The 18,010-nt window shown below is 68.8% G+C and carries 18 protein-coding genes; 11 read left to right on the top strand and 7 right to left on the bottom strand.

Features of this window, described 5'->3' with window-relative positions:
• Window position 1: 1 nt before the first annotated feature.
• Both AC07Y4_RS10625 and AC07Y4_RS10620 read right to left on the bottom strand, forming a co-directional pair.
• A complete protein-coding gene (locus tag AC07Y4_RS10625; protein WP_495274506.1) occupies window positions 2–1,402 on the bottom strand; it encodes an amidase family protein in 1,401 nt (466 codons plus the stop codon).
• A gap of 45 nt (window positions 1,403–1,447) precedes the next feature.
• Window positions 1,448–2,425 (bottom strand): Bug family tripartite tricarboxylate transporter substrate binding protein, encoded by a 978-nt coding sequence (locus tag AC07Y4_RS10620; protein WP_255221165.1) that lies wholly within the window; start codon window positions 2,423–2,425, stop codon window positions 1,448–1,450.
• A 159-nt stretch (window positions 2,426–2,584) separates the two neighbouring features.
• Here AC07Y4_RS10620 and AC07Y4_RS10615 point away from each other — a divergent pair, with 159 nt between their 5' ends.
• Together AC07Y4_RS10615 and AC07Y4_RS10610 are read left to right on the top strand one after the other, a co-directional pair.
• Window positions 2,585–3,481 carry a LysR substrate-binding domain-containing protein gene (locus tag AC07Y4_RS10615; protein ID WP_062479122.1) on the top strand — a complete coding sequence of 299 codons (897 nt, stop codon included), beginning with the start codon at window positions 2,585–2,587 and terminating at the stop codon, window positions 3,479–3,481.
• 143 nt (window positions 3,482–3,624) lie between these two features.
• Window positions 3,625–4,101 (top strand): hypothetical protein, encoded by a 477-nt coding sequence (locus AC07Y4_RS10610; protein WP_062479124.1) that lies wholly within the window; start codon window positions 3,625–3,627, stop codon window positions 4,099–4,101.
• A 78-nt stretch (window positions 4,102–4,179) separates the two neighbouring features.
• Here AC07Y4_RS10610 and purH read toward each other — a convergent pair whose 3' ends face one another.
• The 3 genes from purH to dusB are packed head-to-tail and all read right to left on the bottom strand — an operon-like array spanning window position 4,180 to window position 7,123.
• Window positions 4,180–5,787 (bottom strand): bifunctional phosphoribosylaminoimidazolecarboxamide formyltransferase/IMP cyclohydrolase, encoded by a 1,608-nt coding sequence (purH, locus tag AC07Y4_RS10605; RefSeq protein WP_495274505.1) that lies wholly within the window; start codon window positions 5,785–5,787, stop codon window positions 4,180–4,182.
• Window positions 5,788–5,803: 16 nt separating this feature from the next.
• Window positions 5,804–6,040: a Fis family transcriptional regulator gene (locus AC07Y4_RS10600; protein WP_056577757.1), complete on the bottom strand. Its 237-nt coding sequence runs from the start codon at window positions 6,038–6,040 to the stop codon at window positions 5,804–5,806.
• A 24-nt stretch (window positions 6,041–6,064) separates the two neighbouring features.
• Entirely contained in the window at window positions 6,065–7,123 is a 1,059-nt protein-coding gene (dusB, locus tag AC07Y4_RS10595) for a tRNA dihydrouridine synthase DusB (protein ID WP_492742619.1), read from the bottom strand.
• A gap of 183 nt (window positions 7,124–7,306) precedes the next feature.
• Here dusB and AC07Y4_RS10590 point away from each other — a divergent pair, with 183 nt between their 5' ends.
• A complete protein-coding gene (locus AC07Y4_RS10590) occupies window positions 7,307–7,777 on the top strand; it encodes a YqaA family protein (protein ID WP_056577751.1) in 471 nt (156 codons plus the stop codon).
• Between the two features lie 19 nt (window positions 7,778–7,796).
• On the opposite strand, the gene AC07Y4_RS10585 is transcribed toward AC07Y4_RS10590, so the two are convergent.
• Window positions 7,797–8,471: a glutathione S-transferase gene (locus tag AC07Y4_RS10585; RefSeq protein ID WP_070062765.1), complete on the bottom strand. Its 675-nt coding sequence runs from the start codon at window positions 8,469–8,471 to the stop codon at window positions 7,797–7,799.
• Between the two features lie 134 nt (window positions 8,472–8,605).
• On the opposite strand from AC07Y4_RS10585, the gene AC07Y4_RS10580 reads away from it, so the two are divergent.
• The gene (locus AC07Y4_RS10580) at window positions 8,606–9,595 is read left to right on the top strand and encodes a trypsin-like peptidase domain-containing protein (protein ID WP_495274504.1); all 990 of its coding nucleotides are present in this window, start codon (window positions 8,606–8,608) and stop codon (window positions 9,593–9,595) included.
• Between the two features lie 134 nt (window positions 9,596–9,729).
• Here the strand turns inward: AC07Y4_RS10580 and ychF are convergent, their stop codons facing one another.
• Entirely contained in the window at window positions 9,730–10,821 is a 1,092-nt protein-coding gene (ychF, locus tag AC07Y4_RS10575; protein WP_062479140.1) for a redox-regulated ATPase YchF, read from the bottom strand.
• A gap of 262 nt (window positions 10,822–11,083) precedes the next feature.
• On the opposite strand from ychF, the gene AC07Y4_RS10570 reads away from it, so the two are divergent.
• The 7 genes from AC07Y4_RS10570 to AC07Y4_RS10540 all read left to right on the top strand — a co-directional run bounded on the left by AC07Y4_RS10570 (window position 11,084) and on the right by AC07Y4_RS10540 (window position 18,000).
• Window positions 11,084–12,037: a sugar ABC transporter substrate-binding protein gene (locus AC07Y4_RS10570; protein WP_062479141.1), complete on the top strand. Its 954-nt coding sequence runs from the start codon at window positions 11,084–11,086 to the stop codon at window positions 12,035–12,037.
• Window positions 12,038–12,099: 62 nt separating this feature from the next.
• Window positions 12,100–13,698 carry a sugar ABC transporter ATP-binding protein gene (locus AC07Y4_RS10565; protein ID WP_495274521.1) on the top strand — a complete coding sequence of 533 codons (1,599 nt, stop codon included), beginning with the start codon at window positions 12,100–12,102 and terminating at the stop codon, window positions 13,696–13,698.
• A 5-nt stretch (window positions 13,699–13,703) separates the two neighbouring features.
• Window positions 13,704–14,708 carry an ABC transporter permease gene (locus AC07Y4_RS10560; protein WP_062482008.1) on the top strand — a complete coding sequence of 335 codons (1,005 nt, stop codon included), beginning with the start codon at window positions 13,704–13,706 and terminating at the stop codon, window positions 14,706–14,708.
• 24 nt (window positions 14,709–14,732) lie between these two features.
• The gene (locus tag AC07Y4_RS10555; protein ID WP_495274503.1) at window positions 14,733–15,812 is read left to right on the top strand and encodes a LacI family DNA-binding transcriptional regulator; all 1,080 of its coding nucleotides are present in this window, start codon (window positions 14,733–14,735) and stop codon (window positions 15,810–15,812) included.
• Entirely contained in the window at window positions 15,809–16,768 is a 960-nt protein-coding gene (rbsK, locus tag AC07Y4_RS10550; protein ID WP_495274502.1) for a ribokinase, read from the top strand. The genes AC07Y4_RS10555 and rbsK overlap by 4 nt, the downstream gene beginning before the upstream one ends.
• Window positions 16,765–17,163 (top strand): D-ribose pyranase, encoded by a 399-nt coding sequence (gene rbsD / locus AC07Y4_RS10545; RefSeq protein ID WP_495274501.1) that lies wholly within the window; start codon window positions 16,765–16,767, stop codon window positions 17,161–17,163. The genes rbsK and rbsD overlap by 4 nt, the downstream gene beginning before the upstream one ends.
• A complete protein-coding gene (locus AC07Y4_RS10540) occupies window positions 17,164–18,000 on the top strand; it encodes a hypothetical protein (protein WP_495274500.1) in 837 nt (278 codons plus the stop codon).
• Window positions 18,001–18,010: the final 10 nt, after the last annotated feature.

The following is an 18,010-nucleotide window of genomic DNA, read 5'->3' as shown; positions in this document are numbered from 1 at the left end:
CTCAGGCAGGGTCGACCGCTGCCACCGGCCCGGCCTCGGCTTCGAGCACCTCGGCCGCGGCCAGGCACAGGTCTTCCCGGAAGCGGTCGCTCACGAGCTGCACGCCCGTGGGCAGCCCGTGGCGCAGCCCCATCGGCACCGACAGCCCCGGCAAGCCCAGGATCGCGGTGGACAGCAGCGGGCTCTGCGCATCCAGAATCTCCCGCATCGCGGCGCTGCCGCGCTGGTCGGCATCGACCGGGAACGGATGGCGCCACGACACGGGCATCAGCAGCAGCGGATGTCGTTGAAGGAACAGCGCCCATTCACGCATCAGGCCCGTGCGCGCGGCCAGGGCGCGCATGTAGCTCACCGTGTCGAACTGCGGCGCGTGCGCGTCCATGGCGCGGTAGGCCTGGCGGATGGTGTCGTCGCCGTCGCGCATCAGTGCCTCTTCCACCAGCAGCCGGCTGTCGGCCATCGTCAACGACAGCCAGAGGTCGGCCGTCTCGCGCAGGCGCGGCGGCTGCGCAGGCTCGACACGGTAGCCGGCGCGCTCCAGCCGGCGCGCGGCGCCCTGCAAGGCATCGGCCACCTCGGGGTCGCAAGCAAAGCCGGGCAGCTCGGTGCACAGCGCCACGCTGACGGGACTGCCCGACGTGGCCGATTCCAGCGGCGCGGGCGCCCACCACGGGTCACGCACATCGCGCTGCGCCATCGCGGCAAAGGCCAGCCGCAGGTCGCGCACGCTGCGCGCCAGCGGCCCCTGCACCGACGTGAGCTGGACCACCATCGGCCGCTCACCCGCACCTGAAGGATTGAAGGCCGGCACGCGCCCGAAGCTCGGGCGCAGGCCGTACACGCCGCAGGCATAGGCCGGGTAGCGGATCGATCCGCCCTGGTCGTTGCCGTGCGCGATGGCGCCGATGCCCACCGCCACCGCCGCCGCCGCGCCACCGCTTGAACCACCCGGCGTGACGTCGGCGTCGTACGGATTCAGCGTGCGCCCGTGCGCCGCGTTGTCGGTGAACCAGCGCATCGAGAACGCGGGCGTGTTGGTGCGGCCGACCACGATCGCGCCGGCGCGCTGCAGGTTCGCCACCACGGGGCTGTCGTCCTTCGCCACGACGCTGCGGTAAGCCTCCACGCCGTTGGTGGTGGCATGCCCGCGCTGGTCGACGTTGACCTTGATGGTGACCGGCACGCCGTGCAGCGGCCCGGTCGCCTCGCCCTTCGCGAGCACGGCATCGGCCTGCGCCGCCGCGCCGAGGGCCTCGTCGGCGCAGCCGTCGACCACCGCGTTCACCCGCGGGTTGACGGCCTCCAGCCGCGCCAGGCTGCTGCGCACCGCCTCGACGCACGAGACCTCGCGCGCCTTGATGCGCTGCGCCAGGTCGGCGGCTTCCAGTTGCCAGAGTTGCATGCGTTGTCTCCTTGAGAAAAATGAAATCGATCGATCGGACGTGCGTCAGTCGCCCTTGACGCCCGCGCGCCGCACGGCGTCGGCCCAGCGCGGCTTCTCGCGCTTCATCAGCGCGCTGAGTTCCTCGGGACTCGAAGGCAATGCCTCGATCGACAGCGCGGCGTTGGCGCGCACCACGGCCGGGTCGGCCAGCGCGGTGCGCAATGCGGTGTTGAGCCGGTCGACCGTCTTGCGCGGCGTGCCCGCCGGCGCCATCAGCGCGCCCCAGGCCACCACCTCGAAACCGGGCACGCCGCTCTCGGCCACCGTCGCCACCTCGGGCAGCACGCCGGCGCGCTTCGCGCTGGTCACGGCGATCGCCTTGACCCGGCCCTGCTGGATGAACGGCAGCACCGCCGAGATGTTCTCGATGGTCACGTCGAGCTGGCCGTTGACCATGTCGCCGACCGCCTGGGTGCCGGTCTTGTAGGGCACCTGCACCATCGTCAGCCCGGTCTCGGCCTTCAGCAGCTCGCCGGTCAGGTGGCCCGCGCTGCCGATGCCGGGCGAGCCGGCCGAGAGCTTGCCGGGATGCTCGCGGCCGTAGGCGATGAGCTCCTGCAGGTTGCGCACCGGCAGGTCCTTGCGCACGATCAGCACGTAGGCGTTGCTCGAGATCAGGCCGACCGGCACCAGGTCTTTCTCGGGCGCGTAGGGCAGCTTCGAGAAGAAGGCCGGGTTGATGCTCAGCGTGACGAGGTTGCCGTAGCCGACGGTGTAGCCGTCCGGCGCGGAGGTGGCCAGCGCCTGCGTGCCGACGATGCCGCCGGCGCTGGGGCGGTTGTCCACCGCCAGGGCCTGGCCCAGCTCGCGCCCCATGGCGTCGGCCACCGGCCGCACCGCCACGTCCACGCCCGACCCGGCGGCGTAGGGCACGATGAATTTCAAGGGGCGCTCGGGAAACTGGGCTGAGGCGCCCAGGGCAACGGCGGCCAGCCCGGCCAGGACGGTGCGGCGGGTCCACGCGAATGACAGTGCAGGCACGAAGCGATCTCCTGTGAGAGTCCCGCCGCTCACCATGAGACGACCGGTGCGCAAAGTCTAGAAATCGGCCGCGCGCCGGAAAAGACAATCGCTTGTCGCGATGACAACCTGCGTTTGTCTGGGGATCACCCGGTGGCGCCGGGCGGCAGAATGCGCCGCATGAAGGACCACCAGCTCAAGGCCTGGCTGCGGCTGGCCGACACCGGCAGCATCCGCGCCGCCGCGCGCAGCCTGCACCTGAGCCAGGCGGCCGTGACCAAGGCGATCCGCGAACTCGAGGCCGAGGTCGACGCCCAACTGGTGCTGCGCAGTTCGCGCGGCATCGAGTTCACCGAGTGCGGCCGCCAGCTCACCGTGCGCGCGCGGCTGGCGCACCAGCAGCTCGAACTCGCGCGCCAGGACATCCGCATCCTGCAGGGCAGCCAGCACGGGCGCGTGGCCGTCGCCGTGACGCCGATGGTGTTCCTGGGCGTGCTGCCCGAGGTGGTGCGCGCCTTTCGCAAGGCCATGCCGCATGCGCAGCTCAAGCTCTTCGACGGCCTGATTCCCCAGGTGCTGCCGCTGCTGCGCGAAGGCACGATCGACTTCGCGGTGGCGGGCCCGGTCGCCGCGGCGCTCGACGCCGACTTCGCGTTCGAACGGCTCGACATGATCGAGATGGCGGTGCTCTGCCGGCGCGGCCATCCGCTGAACCGCGCCACGCGCTGGGAAGAAGTGGCGGGCGCCGAATGGCTGATGCACCTGGCGCCAGGCAGCCAGCACACCTTCCTGCTCGAGCAGTACGCCGCGCAGGGCCTGCCGCTGCCCGAGCACCGCATCGAGGTGGCGTCGTTCGGCGTGAGCTGGGGCCTGCTCACGCGCAGCGACGCGCTGATGGTCGGACCGGCCGGCATGCTCACCATGCCGCCGTATGCCGACCTGGTGGAGCGCGTGCCGCTCGCGATGCCGGTGCCGCCGCTGGAACTGGGCATCGTCTCGCCGCGCGGCAAGCCGCTGTCGCTGGCGGCGCTGCGGCTGGCCGAGCTGTTCCGCAAGTACCTGGCGCGGCCCGCCTGAGCGATGTCATCGTTTTCGCGATCGCCGCGTGTATATTGCGCCGGCGTTCGCGGGGCCGCTCCCACGCACGCAAACCCAAGGGAAGCCGTCATCGCAGCCACCATCGAAGCCGCGAGACAGACCAATTTCAGGATGCCCCGCCCATGACCCCCTTGCGCATGCTGCCGCTGCTGAGTGCCCTTCTCCTGCCGGGCCTCGCGCTGGCGCAGTCCTTCGAACCGAAGAACATCTGGGTCAACCCCGGCTTCTACTCGGCCCACTTCGACAGCGGCAAGGGCCTGGAAAACGCCAACCCGGGCCTGGGCTTCGAGTACCCGCTGAACGACACCTACCGCGTCACGGCCGGCACCTTCCACAACAGCAACCGGCGCCAGTCGCACTACGTCGGCCTGTACATCCTGCCCTTCGAGTTCTACGGCGTGAAGTTCGGCGCGGTGGTGGGCGGCTTCGACGGCTACCCCGACTACCGCAACGGCAACTGGTTCCCCGCGATCATTCCGACCGCCGCCATCGAGGGCAAGAACTGGGGCCTGAACATCGCCTACGTGCCGACGATCAGGAACCGGCTGTACGGCGCGATCAGCTTCCAGCTGAAGTACCGCTTCGGCACGCACGAGTAACGACGACGACAACGAAAAAGGCCAGGGCCGCGTGAGCGGCCCTGGCCTTATGTTCGAGGGCCCCGCAGGGCCGCAAGCTCAGTGGCGGAAGTGGCGCACGCCCGAGAACACCATCACCACGCCGCGTTCGTCGGCCGCATCGATCACTTCCTGGTCGCGCATCGAACCACCCGGCTGGATGACGCAGCCCGCGCCCGCGTCCACCACCACATCGAGGCCGTCGCGGAACGGGAAGAAGGCGTCGCTCGCCACCGCCGTGTCCTTCAGCGACAGGCCCGCGTGCTCGGCCTTGATGCTGGCGATGCGCGCCGAATCGAGCCGGCTCATCTGGCCGGCGCCCACGCCCATGGTCATGCCGTCGGCGCAGAACACGATCGCGTTGCTCTTGACGTACTTCGCGACCTTCCAGGCGAACAGCAGGTCTTGCAGCTGCTGCGGCGTGGGCTGCTTCTTGCTGACCACCTTGAGATCGGCCAGTGCCAGCTCGTGGTTGTCGGCGGTTTGGATCAAGAGGCCCGAGCCGACGCGCTTGACGTCCATCGCGTTGCGGCCGTTGTCCCAGTCGGTGGCGCCGCCCTGGGGCAGCGCGATCTCGAGCACGCGCACGTTGAGCTTGGCCTTGGTGGCCTGGAACACTTCCAGCGCCTCGGGCGTGTAGCCCGGTGCCATCAGCACTTCGACGAACTGCTTGTTGACGGCCTGCGCGGTGGCGAGGTCGACCGGGCGGTTGAAGGCGATGATGCCGCCGAAGGCCGAGGTCGGGTCGGTCTTGAAGGCCTTGCTGTAGGCCTCGAGCGCGTCGGCGCCCACGGCCACGCCGCAGGGGTTGGCGTGCTTCACGATCACGCAGGCGGGCACATCGAAGCTCTTCACGCATTCCCACGCGGCATCGGCGTCGGCGATGTTGTTGTAGCTGAGCTCCTTGCCCTGCAGCTGCTTGGCCGACACGAGCGAACCGGGCGCCGGGTACAGGTCGCGGTAGAACGCGGCCTGCTGGTGCGGGTTCTCGCCGTAGCGCAGGTCCTGCACCTTCACGAAGCGGCCGTTGCTCTGCGCGGGGAACAGCGAGCGCTTGGGCGCGGGCTGGCCGATGCTGGCGTCGAAGTCGATGGCCGAGAGGTAGTCGCTGATCGCGCCGTCGTAGTCGGCGATGCGGTTGAACGCGGCCACCGAGAACGCGAACTTGGTCTTGTCGCTGAGCTTGCCGTCGGCCTTGAGCTCGGCCAGCGCCACGGCGTACTGCGAAGCGTCGGTGAGCACGCCCACGTCCTTCCAGTTCTTGGCGGCGCTGCGCACCATGGCCGGGCCGCCGATGTCGATGTTCTCGATGGCGTCCTCGAGCGTGCAGCCGGGCTTGGCCACGGTGGCTTCGAACGGGTACAGGTTGACCACCAGCAGGTCGATGGTGTCGATGCCGTGCTCCTTGATGGCCGCCACGTGCGCGGGCAGGTCGCGGCGCGCCAGCAGGCCGCCGTGGATCTTCGGGTGCAGCGTCTTCACGCGGCCGTCGAGCATTTCGGGAAAGCCGGTGTGGTCGGCAACTTCGGTCACCGGCAGGCCGGCGTCGGCCAGCAGCTTGGCGGTGCCGCCGGTGGACAGCAGCTTGACGCCCAAGCCATGCAGGGCCTGCGCGAATTCAAGGATGCCGGTCTTGTCGGAAACGGAAAGGAGTGCGGTCTGAGCCATGGGATATGCCGTGGAGTTATTTCAAAAGTTTGTGCTCGACCAATTTCTTGCGGAGCGTGTTGCGGTTCAGGCCCAGCCATTGGGCGGCCCGGGACTGGTTGCCTTCGGCGCGCGTCATGACGACGTCGAGCAGGGGTTTCTCGACCACGCGCACGAGCATCTCGTACATGCCGTCGGGTTCGGTGCCCCGCAGATCGCGAAAGTAGCTGTCCAGACTGCTGCGAACGCAGTCCTCGATGTGTTTCTTGCTCATTGCTTCTTCTCTTTTTGTCTTCGCTCAATCGACGGCGCAGGCCGTCTCCTCTTCTCCCGACGGCTCCTCGTCTGCCGTCGGGGCGGGCATGCGGTCCATGCGGTCCGCAAGCCCCTGGAAATAGTCGTCGACCGCGCGCAGCTGGCCGGCGCAGTCTTCGATGGCGTTCATCCGTGCGCGGAACGCCTCGCCGTCGGGCAGCGCGCGCACATACCAGCCGATGTGCTTGCGCGCCGTGCGCACGCCGCTGAACTCGCCGTACAGCGCGTAGTGCTCCACCAGGTGATCGAGCAGCAGCCGGCGCACCTCCGCCACCAGCGGCGGCGCCAGGTGGGTGCCGGTGTCCAGGAAATGCGCGATCTCCCGGAAGATCCACGGCCGGCCCTGCGCGGCGCGGCCGATCATCACGGCGTCGGCGCCCGTGGCCGCGAGCACGTCGCGCGCCTTCTCGGGCGAGCGGATGTCGCCGTTGGCCACCACCGGCACGCGCACCGCGGCCTTCACGGCGGCGATGGTGTCGTACTCGGCGTGGCCCTTGTAGCCCTGCTCGCGCGTGCGCCCGTGCACGGTGAGCATCTGCACGCCGGCCGATTCGAAGTCGCGCGCGAGCTTCACCGCGTTGCGGTGGTCTTCGCTCCAGCCGGTGCGCATCTTGAGCGTGACCGGCACGTTGAAGGGTTGCGCCGCGTCGACCACGGCCTGGACGATCTCGAGCGCCAGCGGCTCGTCGCGCATCAGCGCCGAGCCGGCCCACTTGTTGCAGACCTTCTTGGCCGGGCAGCCCATGTTGATGTCGATGATCTGCGCGCCGCGCTCGATGTTGTAGACCGCGGCCTCGGCCATCATGGCCGCGTCGGTGCCGGCGATCTGCACCGCAATGGGGCCCGGCTCGCCGTCGTGGTTGGCGCGCCGCGACGTCTTCAGCGTGTTCCAGAGTTCCTTGCGCGAGGTGACCATCTCGCTGACCGCATAGCCCGCGCCGAGTTCGCGGCACAGCATGCGGAAGGGCCGGTCCGTCACGCCGGCCATGGGCGCGACGAACAGCCGGTTTTCCAGCGTGTGGGTGCCGATCTGCAAGGTCATGGGAAGGAGTGCTGTGCGGGTCGGCTGCTGAAAAATGAGGCACGATTGTAGCCACGTGGCATTTCAGCGACTGAAACGATTTACGCCTTTTTGCGCTTGCGACACAGGCGTAAACACCAGTATTTCGCGGGGCCTTCTCCCACGCGCTTGCGACGTGAGCGCTGCCTATACTTCGCCGACCTTATGCAAGCCTGGCTCGACGCACTCCTGGCGCTCCTCGCGCTCCCCCAGTACGGACTTTCGACGCTGTTCATCGCGGCCTTCGTGTCGGCCACGCTGCTGCCGGTGGGCTCCGAACCGATCTTGTTCGGCCTGCTGAAACTCAACCCCGAGATGTTCTGGCAGGCCATCGCCGTGGCCACCATCGGCAACACGCTGGGCGGCGCGGTCGACTGGTGGATGGGCTACGGCGCACACAAGGTGGCCGACAAGTACTCGCACTCGAAACACCACCTGCGCGTGCTCGGCTGGCTCGAGCGGCTGGGCCCGAAGGCCTGCCTGCTGAGCTGGCTGCCAATCGTGGGCGACCCGCTGTGCGCGGTCGCCGGCTGGCTCAAGCTGCCGTTCTGGCCCTGCGTGGGCTACATGGCGATCGGCAAGTTCCTGCGCTACGTGACGATGACCTACGCGCTTCTATACGTCTTTCCGTCATGAAGCGCGCGGTCGAAAAAACTCAGCTCAGCAGTTCGTAGGGGCCGCCGCGTTCCAGCGCGCGCTTGTAGGCCGGGCGCGCATGGATGCGCTCCAGGTAGGCCATGAGCTTGGGCCGCCGCGCGTCGAGCCCGCCGCGTGCCTGCGAGGCTTCGACCACGAAACTCATCTGGATATCGGCGCCCGTGAACTCATTGCCCGCGAACCACTCGCTGCGGCCGAGTTCGGCCTCCATGAAATTCAGATGGCCCGTGATGTTCGGATGAATGAAGGCCGACTTCGCCTTCGCCGCGATGGCCTTGGCGATCGGCTTGGCGAAGAAGGGCATCTTGCTCGTCTCGATGCGGTCGAACACCAGCTTGAGCAGCAGCGGCGACATCGCCGTGCCTTCGGCGAAGTGCAGCCAGTAGCGGTAACGCAAGGCTTCGGGCGAACCCGGCGCGGGCGCGAGCCGGCCCTGGCCGTAGCGCTCGATGAGCGACTCGATGATCGCGCCCGATTCCGCCAGCGTCGCGCCGTCGTCGGTCGTCACCACGGGCGACTTGCCCAGCGGATGCACGGCCTTCAGCGAAGCGGGCGCCAACATGGTCTTGGGGTCGCGCTGGTAATGGACGATCTCGTAGGGCAGCTCGAGTTCTTCGAGCAGCCAGAGCACACGTTGCGAGCGCGAGTTGTTCAGGTGATGGACAGTGAGCATGGCGAATGAAGGCCTTCCGGCAGAGGATGCAGCGGGCGCGCAGTCTAACCACAACACGCGCGGGCTTCAGGCGCCCGCTGCGACAGCGTCATCGCCTACGGCAAACCGTAGGGCCGCCTCCTACACTGACCCGGATGGCCCCTCACTTCACGCGGCGCCGCCGCACCTCGCTGTTCATCACCGGACTCTGGCTCGGCCTTGCGGCCTGCCAGGCCTGGGCACTCACGCCCGAGGAGGTGTTCCGCAAGGTCGCGCCCGCTGTCTGGACCGTGAAGGGGGAACGCGGCAACAACCAGACCGCCATCGGCAGCGCGGTGGCCGTGACCCCGGGCGCGCTGGCCACGGCCTGCCATGTGGTCGACGGTGCCGTCGCTGTCACCGCGGAGCAGGGCCCGACCACGCTGCGCATCGCCCGCATCGTGCGCGACCCCGACCCGTCACGCGACCTGTGCGTGCTCACGAGCGAAACGCCGCTGCAGTTGCCCGCCGTGCAGATCGTGCCCGCCGCCGAGTTGCGCGTCGGCCAGCGCGTGTTCGCCGTCGGCAGCCCCCATGGCCTCGAACGCACGCTGAGCGAGGGCCTGATCTCGGCGCTGCGTCCGCGCGCGCCCGGGCAACTGCCGATCGTGCAAACGTCGGCGCCCGTGTCTTCAGGCTCCAGCGGCGGCGGGTTGTTCGACACCGAGGGCCGGCTGGTCGGCGTGACCGACAGCGTGGCGCCCGGCGGCGCGAACCTTGGCTTTGCCTATCCGGCGCAATGGGTGATGGAACTGCCGCAGCGCGTGACCACGGAGCTGGCGACATGGCGCGATCTGCTGAAGACCACCGGCGTGGTGTTCGGCCCCAACGGAGAACCCGCGCCCTCCGGCCACGCCGAGCTGGCGGACCTGCAGGCCCTGCCCTCCATCGGCGCCGACCCGACCCCGGTGCGCAACGCCTACCGCCAGTTCCTGCTGCAGGCCCGGCCCCGCATCTTCCTGATCACGAGCGACCAGAAGTTCGGCACCGCGACCAACTCGGCCGCGCTGACCGAGCATCTGAAAGGCTGCACCGAACGCAAGGTGACGTGCGCCGCCTATGCGGTGGACGACACGGTGGTGTGGGGCAAGCAGAAAACCAACTGATCGACGAGGCAAGCGACAGCGAAGCCCCTTCGTGAAACACCGAGGAACCGGCTTCGCCGGGCCTCAGGTGTTGCCCCCGGTAGGGGGTTGGCGCAGCGGACACGCAGTGCCGCGCAGCCTGGGGGCGAGCTCAATTACGAGCTGAACAGGAAGTTCATCACGTCGCCATCCTTGACAACGTATTCCTTGCCTTCCGAACGCATCTTCCCCGCGTCCTTCGCGCCCTGCTCGCCCTTGAAGGCGATGTAATCGTCGAACGCGATGGTCTGGGCGCGGATGTAGCCCTTCTCGAAGTCGCCGTGGATCACGCCGGCGGCTTGCGGGCCGGTGTCGCCGATGTGGATGGTCCAGGCGCGCACTTCCTTCACGCCGGCGGTGAAGTAGGTCTGCAGGCCCAGCAGCTTGAAGGCCGCGCGGATCAGTCGGTTCAGGCCCGGCTCTTCCTGGCCGATTTCGGCCAGGAACATCTTCTTGTCTTCGTCGTCCATCTCGGCCAGGTCGGCTTCGATCTTGGCGCAGATGGCGACCACGGGCGCGCCCTGCTTGGCGGCGTACTCGCGCAGGCGGTCCAGGTAGGGGTTGTTCTCGAAACCGTCTTCCGACACGTTGCCGACGAACATCGCGGGCTTGGCGGTGATGAGCGTGAAGCTCTTCACCAGCGGCAGCTCTTCCTTCGTGAACTCGAGCGCGCGCACCGGCGTGTTCTCGTTCAGCGCAGCCTGGCAGCGTTCGAGCAGGCCGACGAGCTTCTGCGCGTCCTTGTCGCCCGAGCGGGCCACCTTGGTGTGGCGGTGCAGCGCCTTCTCGACCGTGGCGAGGTCTGCCAGGCACAGTTCGGTCTGGATCACCTCGATGTCGGAGATCGGGTCGACCTTGCCGGCCACGTGGATCACGTTCTCGTCGTCGAAGCAGCGCACCACGTTCACGGTGGCGTCGGTCTCGCGGATGTGCGCCAGGAACTTGTTGCCCAGGCCTTCACCGGTGCTGGCACCGGCCACCAGGCCGGCGATGTCGACGAACTCGACGATGGCGGGCACCACGCGCTCGGGCTTGACGATCTCGCTCAGCTGGTCGAGCCGCGGATCGGGCACTTCCACCACGCCCACGTTGGGCTCGATGGTGCAGAACGGATAGTTTTCCGCTGCGATGCCGGCCTTGGTCAACGCATTGAAAAGGGTGGATTTACCGACGTTGGGCAGGCCGACGATGCCGCATTGCAAACTCATGGGAGGTCCTCTTGGGTAACCCCCGATTTTAGGCTGACCGGGTTCTTCCCCTGGTTAGGCATCCTTCCCGCCACGCCGGCGCGCCTTTTCCGACGAGCCCGACCCTGCCCGAAAGCCCTCTGGAAGCGGCTTCGAGGGCTGAAAGGCTCAGGGTTTGACCCGACTGGCAAACGTTTGCGCAAACGTTTCCCTCGATTAACATCGGGGCCCCCGGCACAGACCGGCGTTCCGCTCTGACCCCTCATTTCAGGAGACATCCACCATGAAGTTCACCCGCCGTACCCTGCAAAGCGCTGCCGCATTGACCTTGCTGGGCGCCATCGCCGGAACGCCCGCCTTCGCGCAGGACAAGCCGAAGGTCGCGCTGGTCATGAAGTCGCTGGCCAACGAGTTCTTCCGCACCATGGAAGACGGCGCCAAGGCGCACCAGAAGGCCAACGCCGCGCAGTACACGCTGGTGGCCAACGGCATCAAGGACGAGACCGACACCGCCGCCCAGATCAAGATGGTCGAGCAGATGGTGGCGCAGAAGATCAACGCGCTGGTCATCGCGCCCGCCGATTCGAAGGCGCTGGTGCCGGTGATCAAGGCGGCCATCGACAAGGGCATCCTGGTCGTGAACATCGACAACCGGCTGGACGCCGACGCCCTGAAGGAAAAGGGCATCCAGGTGCCCTTCGTCGGCCCCGACAACCGCGCCGGCGCCAAGCTGGTGGGCGATGCGCTGGCCAAGGAGCTGAAGTCGGGCGACAAGGTCGGCATCATCGAAGGCGTGTCGACCACCTTCAATGCGCAGCAGCGCACGCTGGGCTACCAGGACGCCATGAAGGCCGGCGGCATGACCGTGGTCGGCGTGCAGTCGGGCCAGTGGGAAATCGACAAGGGCAACACCGTGGCCGCCGGCATGATGCGCGAGCACCCCGACCTGAAGGCCCTGCTGGCCGGCAACGACAGCATGGCGCTGGGCGCCGTGGCCGCCGTCAAGGCCGCGGGCAAGACCGGCAAGGTGCTGGTGGTGGGCTACGACAATATCGGCGCCATCAAGCCGATGCTGAAGGACGGCCGCGTGCTCGCCACCGCCGACCAGTTCGCCGCCAAGCAGGCGGTGTTCGGCATCGAGACCGCGCTGAAGGCCATCGCCGACAAGAAGAAGCAATCGGAAATGCCGGCTGAAGTGAAGACCGACGTGGTGCTCGTCACCAAGTCGTCGAAGTAAGCCATTCCGCTCCCCTCTAAAAAGAAGAAGACCTCGTTTTGACTGCCGCACCCGACGCCGCCATGAATCCGCCCTTACCCACCGCCGTGCTCGCCCTGAGCACGGTCGGCAAGGACTACGCGGCGCCGGTGCTCGACGGCGTTTCTCTCGAGCTGCACGCCGGCGAGGTGCTCGCGCTCACGGGCGAGAACGGCGCGGGCAAGAGCACGCTGTCGAAGATCGTCTGCGGGCTGGTGCAGCCCACGCGCGGCGGCATGCTGCTGGACGGCCAGCCCTTCGCGCCGGCCTCGCGCCGCGATGCCGAGCGCCTGGGCGTGCGCATGGTCATGCAGGAACTCGGCCTCGTCACCACGCTGTCGGTGGCCGAGAACCTGCTGCTCGACCGCCTGCCGCACAAGAGCGGTTGGATCCGCCGCGCCACGCTGCACGAACTGGCCGAGCGCCAGCTCGCCAAGATCGGCCTGGACGGCATTGACCCGGCCACGCCGGTGGCGCGGCTGGGCATCGGCCAGCAGCAGATGGTGGAGATCGCGCGCAACCTGCAGGACGACACGCGCGTGCTGGTGCTCGACGAGCCCACCGCCATGCTCACGCCGCGCGAAACCGCGCACCTGTTCGAGCAGATCGAACTGCTGAAACTGCGCGGCGTGGCGATCGTCTACGTGTCGCACCGCCTCGAAGAACTGCAGCGCATCGCCGACCGCGTGGCGGTGCTGCGCGACGGCAAGCTGGTCGACGTGCGCGCCATGGCCGGCGTGCGCGAATCCGAACTGGTGCAGCGCATGGTCGGGCGCGCGGTGCACGAACACGAAGGCCGCGCGCGTCGCGTGGCGGGCCCGGTGCTGCTGAGCGCGCGCGGCATCGGCCGAGCGCAGGTGGTGCGCGACGTCGATCTCGAACTGCGCGCGGGCGAAGTCATGGGCCTGGCCGGCCTGGTCGGCTCGGGCCGCACCGAGCTCGTGCGGCTGCTGTTCGGTGCCGACCGCGCCGACCGCGGCGAGGTCGTGCTGCACGACGGCACGCCGGCCGCGCAGCCCGTGCGGCATGCGCGCAAGGGCTGGCGCTCGCCGATGCAGGCCATTCGCGCGGGCATCGGCCTCGTGACCGAAGACCGCAAGTCGCAGGGCCTGCTGCTCACGCAGCCGATCCGCGTCAACGCCACGCTGAGCGACCTCGGCGCGATCTCGCACGCCGGCTGGCTGCGCCGCGCCAAGGAACGGCAGATTGCGCGCCGGCTGGTGGAGCTGCTGCGCATCCGCTCGCGCAGCATCGAACAACCCGTGTCCACGCTCAGCGGCGGCAACCAGCAGAAGGTGGTGTTCGCACGCTGGCTGCACCGCGAATGCAAGGTGCTGCTGCTGGACGAACCCACGCGCGGCGTGGACGTGGGCGCGCGCGCCGACCTGTACGCCGAACTCGACCGCATGACCGACGCCGGCAAGGCGCTCCTGATGGTGTCCAGCGACCTGCGCGAGCTGATGGCCATGTGCGACCGCATCGGCGTGATGAGCGCCGGCCGGCTGGTCGCCGTGTTCGAGCGCGGCGAGTGGAGCGAACAGTCGCTGCTCGCCGCCGCCTTCAGCGACGCCACGGGCCGCGTGCCCGGTTCCCCGGCGGATTCCGCCCCTTCCGCATCCGCCCCGACTTCCGCCGACGCCTGACGACCATGAACGCAGCCTCTCCCTCTTCTCCTGCTTCCGCCGCCGCCGGCAAGCCGCCGTCTGCGCTCAAGGGCCAGCTCGGCACCTACCTGGGCCTGACGGTCGTGCTGCTGGGCATGATTGCGCTCTTCGGCTCGATGAGCGAATACTTCCTCACGCGCGAAACCTTCATCTCCATCGCCAACGAGATCCCGGCGCTGGCCGTGATGGCAGTGGGCATGACCTTCGTGCTGATCATCGCGGGCATCGACCTGTCGGTGGGCTCGGTGCTCGCGCTGAGCGCGGCCGTCACGGCCGCCGCCATCCTCGAATGGAAACTCTCGGTGCCGCTGGCCGCCCTGCTCGGCCTGGCCACCGGCCTCATCTGCGGCACGGTGACGGGCGCGGTGTCGGTCGCGTGGCGGCTGCCGAGCTTCATCGTTTCGCTGGGCATGCTCGAGGCCGTGCGCGGCGGCGCCTACCTGGTCACCGACTCGCGCACGCAGTACGTGGGCGACGCCATCTCGGGCCTGGCCGCGCCGTGGATCGGCGGCATCTCGGCCGCCTTCGTGCTCGCCGTGGTGCTGGTGGCCGTGGGGCAGCTGGTGCTCACGCGCTCCGTGTTCGGTCGCCACGTGGTGGGAATCGGCACCAATGAAGAAGCCATGCGCCTGGCGGGCATCGACCCGCGGCCGATCCGCATCATCGTCTTCGCCGTGACCGGCCTCTTGGCCGGGCTCGCGGGCCTCATGCAGTCGGCCCGCCTCGAAGCGGCCGACCCGAACGCGGGCGTGGGCATCGAACTGCAGGTGATCGCGGCCGTGGTCATCGGCGGCACCAGCCTCATGGGCGGGCGCGGCTCGGTGGTCAACACCTTCTTCGGCGTGCTGATCATCGCGGTGCTCGAGGCCGGCCTGGCGCAGGTGGGCGCGAGCGAGCCGAGCAAGCGCATCATCACGGGCGCGGTGATCGTGGTGGCCGTCATCATCGACACCCTGCGCCAGCGCCGGGCCGATCGTCGACTGGCCTGAGCCTCAAGGAACCCAGAGAAAACCATGGCCACCATCAAGGACGTCGCACTCCAGGCGGGCGTTTCCGTCACCACCGTGTCGCACGTCGTCAACGACACGCGCCACGTGAGCGCCAAGGTGCGCGAGCGCGTCGAGCTGGCGATCCGCGAGCTGGGCTACGTGCCCAACGCGATGGCGCGCAGCCTCAAGAGCAACACCACCTCGACGCTGGGCATGCTGATCCCCAACAGCTCGAACCCCTACTTCGCCGAGATCGTGCGCATCGTGGAAGACCGCTGCTTCGGCGCCGGCTACACGCTGGTGCTGTGCAACACCGACGACGAGCCCCGGCGCCAGAGCGTGTACCTGCAGGTGCTGGCCGAGCGCCGCATCGACGGGCTCATCGTGGTGTCGACCGGCGCCGACGAGGACGACTCGCTCGCCACCCATCTGCGCGGCCTGCGCATTCCCACCGTGCTGGTCGACCGCGAGATCGCCGACCCCGCCTGCGACCTCGTGGAAACCGCCCACATGCAGGGCGGCCTGCTCGCGGTGCGGCACCTGCTGTCGCTGGGCCACAAGCGCATCGCCTGCATCGGCGGGCCGCTGGGCGTGACCTCGAGCGAGCAGCGCATCGAAGGCTGGCGCATGGCGCTGGCGGAAACCGGATCGGCACCGAATGCGGACGCGCTGCTGTGGCGCGGCGGCTTCACCAGCCAGGGCGGCTACGAGGCGATGCACGCCATCCTGCGCACCGAGCAGAAGCCCTCGGCCGTGTTCGTGTGCAACGACCTGATGGCCATCGGCGCGCTGCGCGCCGCACATGAAAGCGGCGTGCGCGTGCCCGACGAACTGTCCATCGTGGGCTTCGACGACATCGAACTGTCGGCCTACACCAGCCCGCCGCTCACCACCGTGGCCCAGCCCAAGGAGCGCATCGGCGCGCTGGCGGTCGACATGCTGCTGGAGCGCATGGGCGGCAAGCGCCGCGACGCGCGCAAGGTCGTGCTGCAACCCGAGCTGCGCGTGCGCGCCTCGACCGCGCGCCACGCGGGCTTTCGCGAAACCGGCGTGACGCCCGCCCCTTCCCCCACCGCCACACCTTCCAAGTCCCGCACCTCGTGAGCCTTCAGCCTCTTTCTTCCTCCACGCCACCGCGCATCGTGGTGCTCGGCAGCCTGAACATGGACATCGTGCTGCGCGTGCCCTACGCCCCGGCCGCGGGCGAAACCCTGCTGGGCCGTTCGATCGACGCCATCCCCGGCGGCAAGGGCGCCAACCAGGCCGTGAGCTGCGCACGCCAAGGCGCGCAGGTGCAGATGATCGGCTGCGTGGGCGACGACGCGCATGGCGCGGCCCTGCGCGATGCGCTCGCGCGCGACGGCATCGACACCGCCGCGCTGCGCACCGTGGCGGGCGAGCCGACCGGCACGGCGCTGATCCTCGTGGAAGACAGCGGCCAGAACCGCATCGTGATGATTCCCGGCGCCAACGCGCGCGTCGCCATCGACGCGGCCTCGCTGACGCAGCAGGTGCAGGGCGCGGCCTTCCTCGTCGCGCAGTTCGAGACCCCGATGGACCAGGTGGCACGCGCCATCAACGCCGCGCACGACGCGGGCTGCGCGGTGATGCTCAACCCCTCGCCGGTGCAAGCCATCGCCGAGGCGCTCTGGCCCCGCATCGACACGCTGGTGGTCAACGAGATCGAGGCGCAGACCCTGTCGGGCCAGAACGCCGACAGCCCCGAAGAAGCAGCGCAGGCCGGCCAGGCGCTGCGCGCGCGCGGCATCGCCCGCGTGGTCGTCACGCTGGGTTCGCGCGGCGCCGTTGCGGTCGACGCCGACGGTGCGCGCCACCATCCCGCGCCGAAGGTGCAGGCGGTCGACACCACCGCCGCCGGCGACACCTTCCTGGGCGCGCTCGCCGTGGCGCTGGGCGAAGGCCAATCGTTCGACGAGGCCGTGCGCCTGGGCATCCGCGCCGCCGCGCTGTGCATCCAGCAGCCCGGCGCCCAACCCTCCATTCCGCTGCGCGACGCCGTGCTGCGCAGCCCCCTGCCCCCCGACTGGATCACGCTGTGAAACGCTCCCCCCTGCTGCACGCCGAACTCTCCCACGTGATCGCCTCGCTGGGTCACGGCGACATGCTGGTGATCGGCGACGCCGGCCTGCCGATTCCCGACGGCCCGCGCCGCATCGACCTGGCCGTGGCGCGCGGCGTGCCGGGGATCAGCGATGTGCTGAAGGCTGTGCTGTCGGAGATGCAGGTGGAAAGCGCACTCATGGCGCGCGAAGCGCTGGAGCACTTGCCTGCCGGCACGCTGCCCGCGTGGTGCGAAGGGCAACTGGGCGTGGTGCCGCAGGTCATCTCGCACGAAGAACTGAAGCGCGTGAGCGCGCGCGCCAAGGCCGTGGTGCGCACGGGCGAATGCACGCCCTACGCGAACATCATCCTGGTCGCGGGCGTCGCATTCTGAATGGGCCTCGACGCCTCGGTCCGCTGCAACTGCTGGGAACGTGGCCTGACCCGGCCGACGCCCCTGGCATCGCGCATCGCCATCGACGAAGAGGGCTACCCCGGGTTGAAGGACGAGGACGACCCCGACTTCGGCCCGTTCTGGGAGTGGCTGCAGACATGCTGCGTCCACCCGGGCATGAAACAGGCCCACGAACACCTCGCAAACTGGCACGGCTATCGGGAGTTTCAGTACGCATTGCACCAAGCAGGCGGTGCCGAGCGCTTCCCGACGCTGTTCGACAACCTGCCGGTGGCGAATGGCGGTCTGGCCCCCGCCGCCGTGGCATCGCGCATGCTCGCGGAGCTGTCGGATTTCGAACAGTCCGCGCGCTTCGGCCAACGCTTCGTTCTGCTGGACTCGACCTCGGGCGATGAACTGCGCAGCGCCTCGGCGTCGCACCAGTTTGTGCTGACGTCCGAACTGCGTCTGGGCGTCGATGCCGAGGGCTTCTTCGTCGTGTCGGGAGACGCCGACGTGCTGTTTCGCAGCAAGCGCTTCACGCAGGCCCTGCTGGCGCCTGAAGGCTCAGACCCGGTCAGGTCGGGCCCTGCGCTTTTGACTGATCTGGATTCAGGCAGGAGCTTTCGCTGCGCGCTTGCGATGCCCGGACCCGACATTGCCTGGCCCGACGGTCGCATGCAGAACGATGCGGGTCAGTGTCGCTCCAGCTACCCGACGGCGGTTCATTTCGAGATGCGCGACCGCACGAGTGCCGACTTCAACTACATCGTCGAGCCGCTTCGGGTCTTGTGCAGCGCAGCCATCGAAACGGGAAATCCGATTCGCTGGTCGTAGAGACCACGGC

The organism is Variovorax sp. GW460-12-1-14-LB1 (assembly GCF_059423605.1).
Note: the sequence above shows the minus strand (reverse complement) of the source record. Positions and strands in the feature narration are given on the sequence as shown.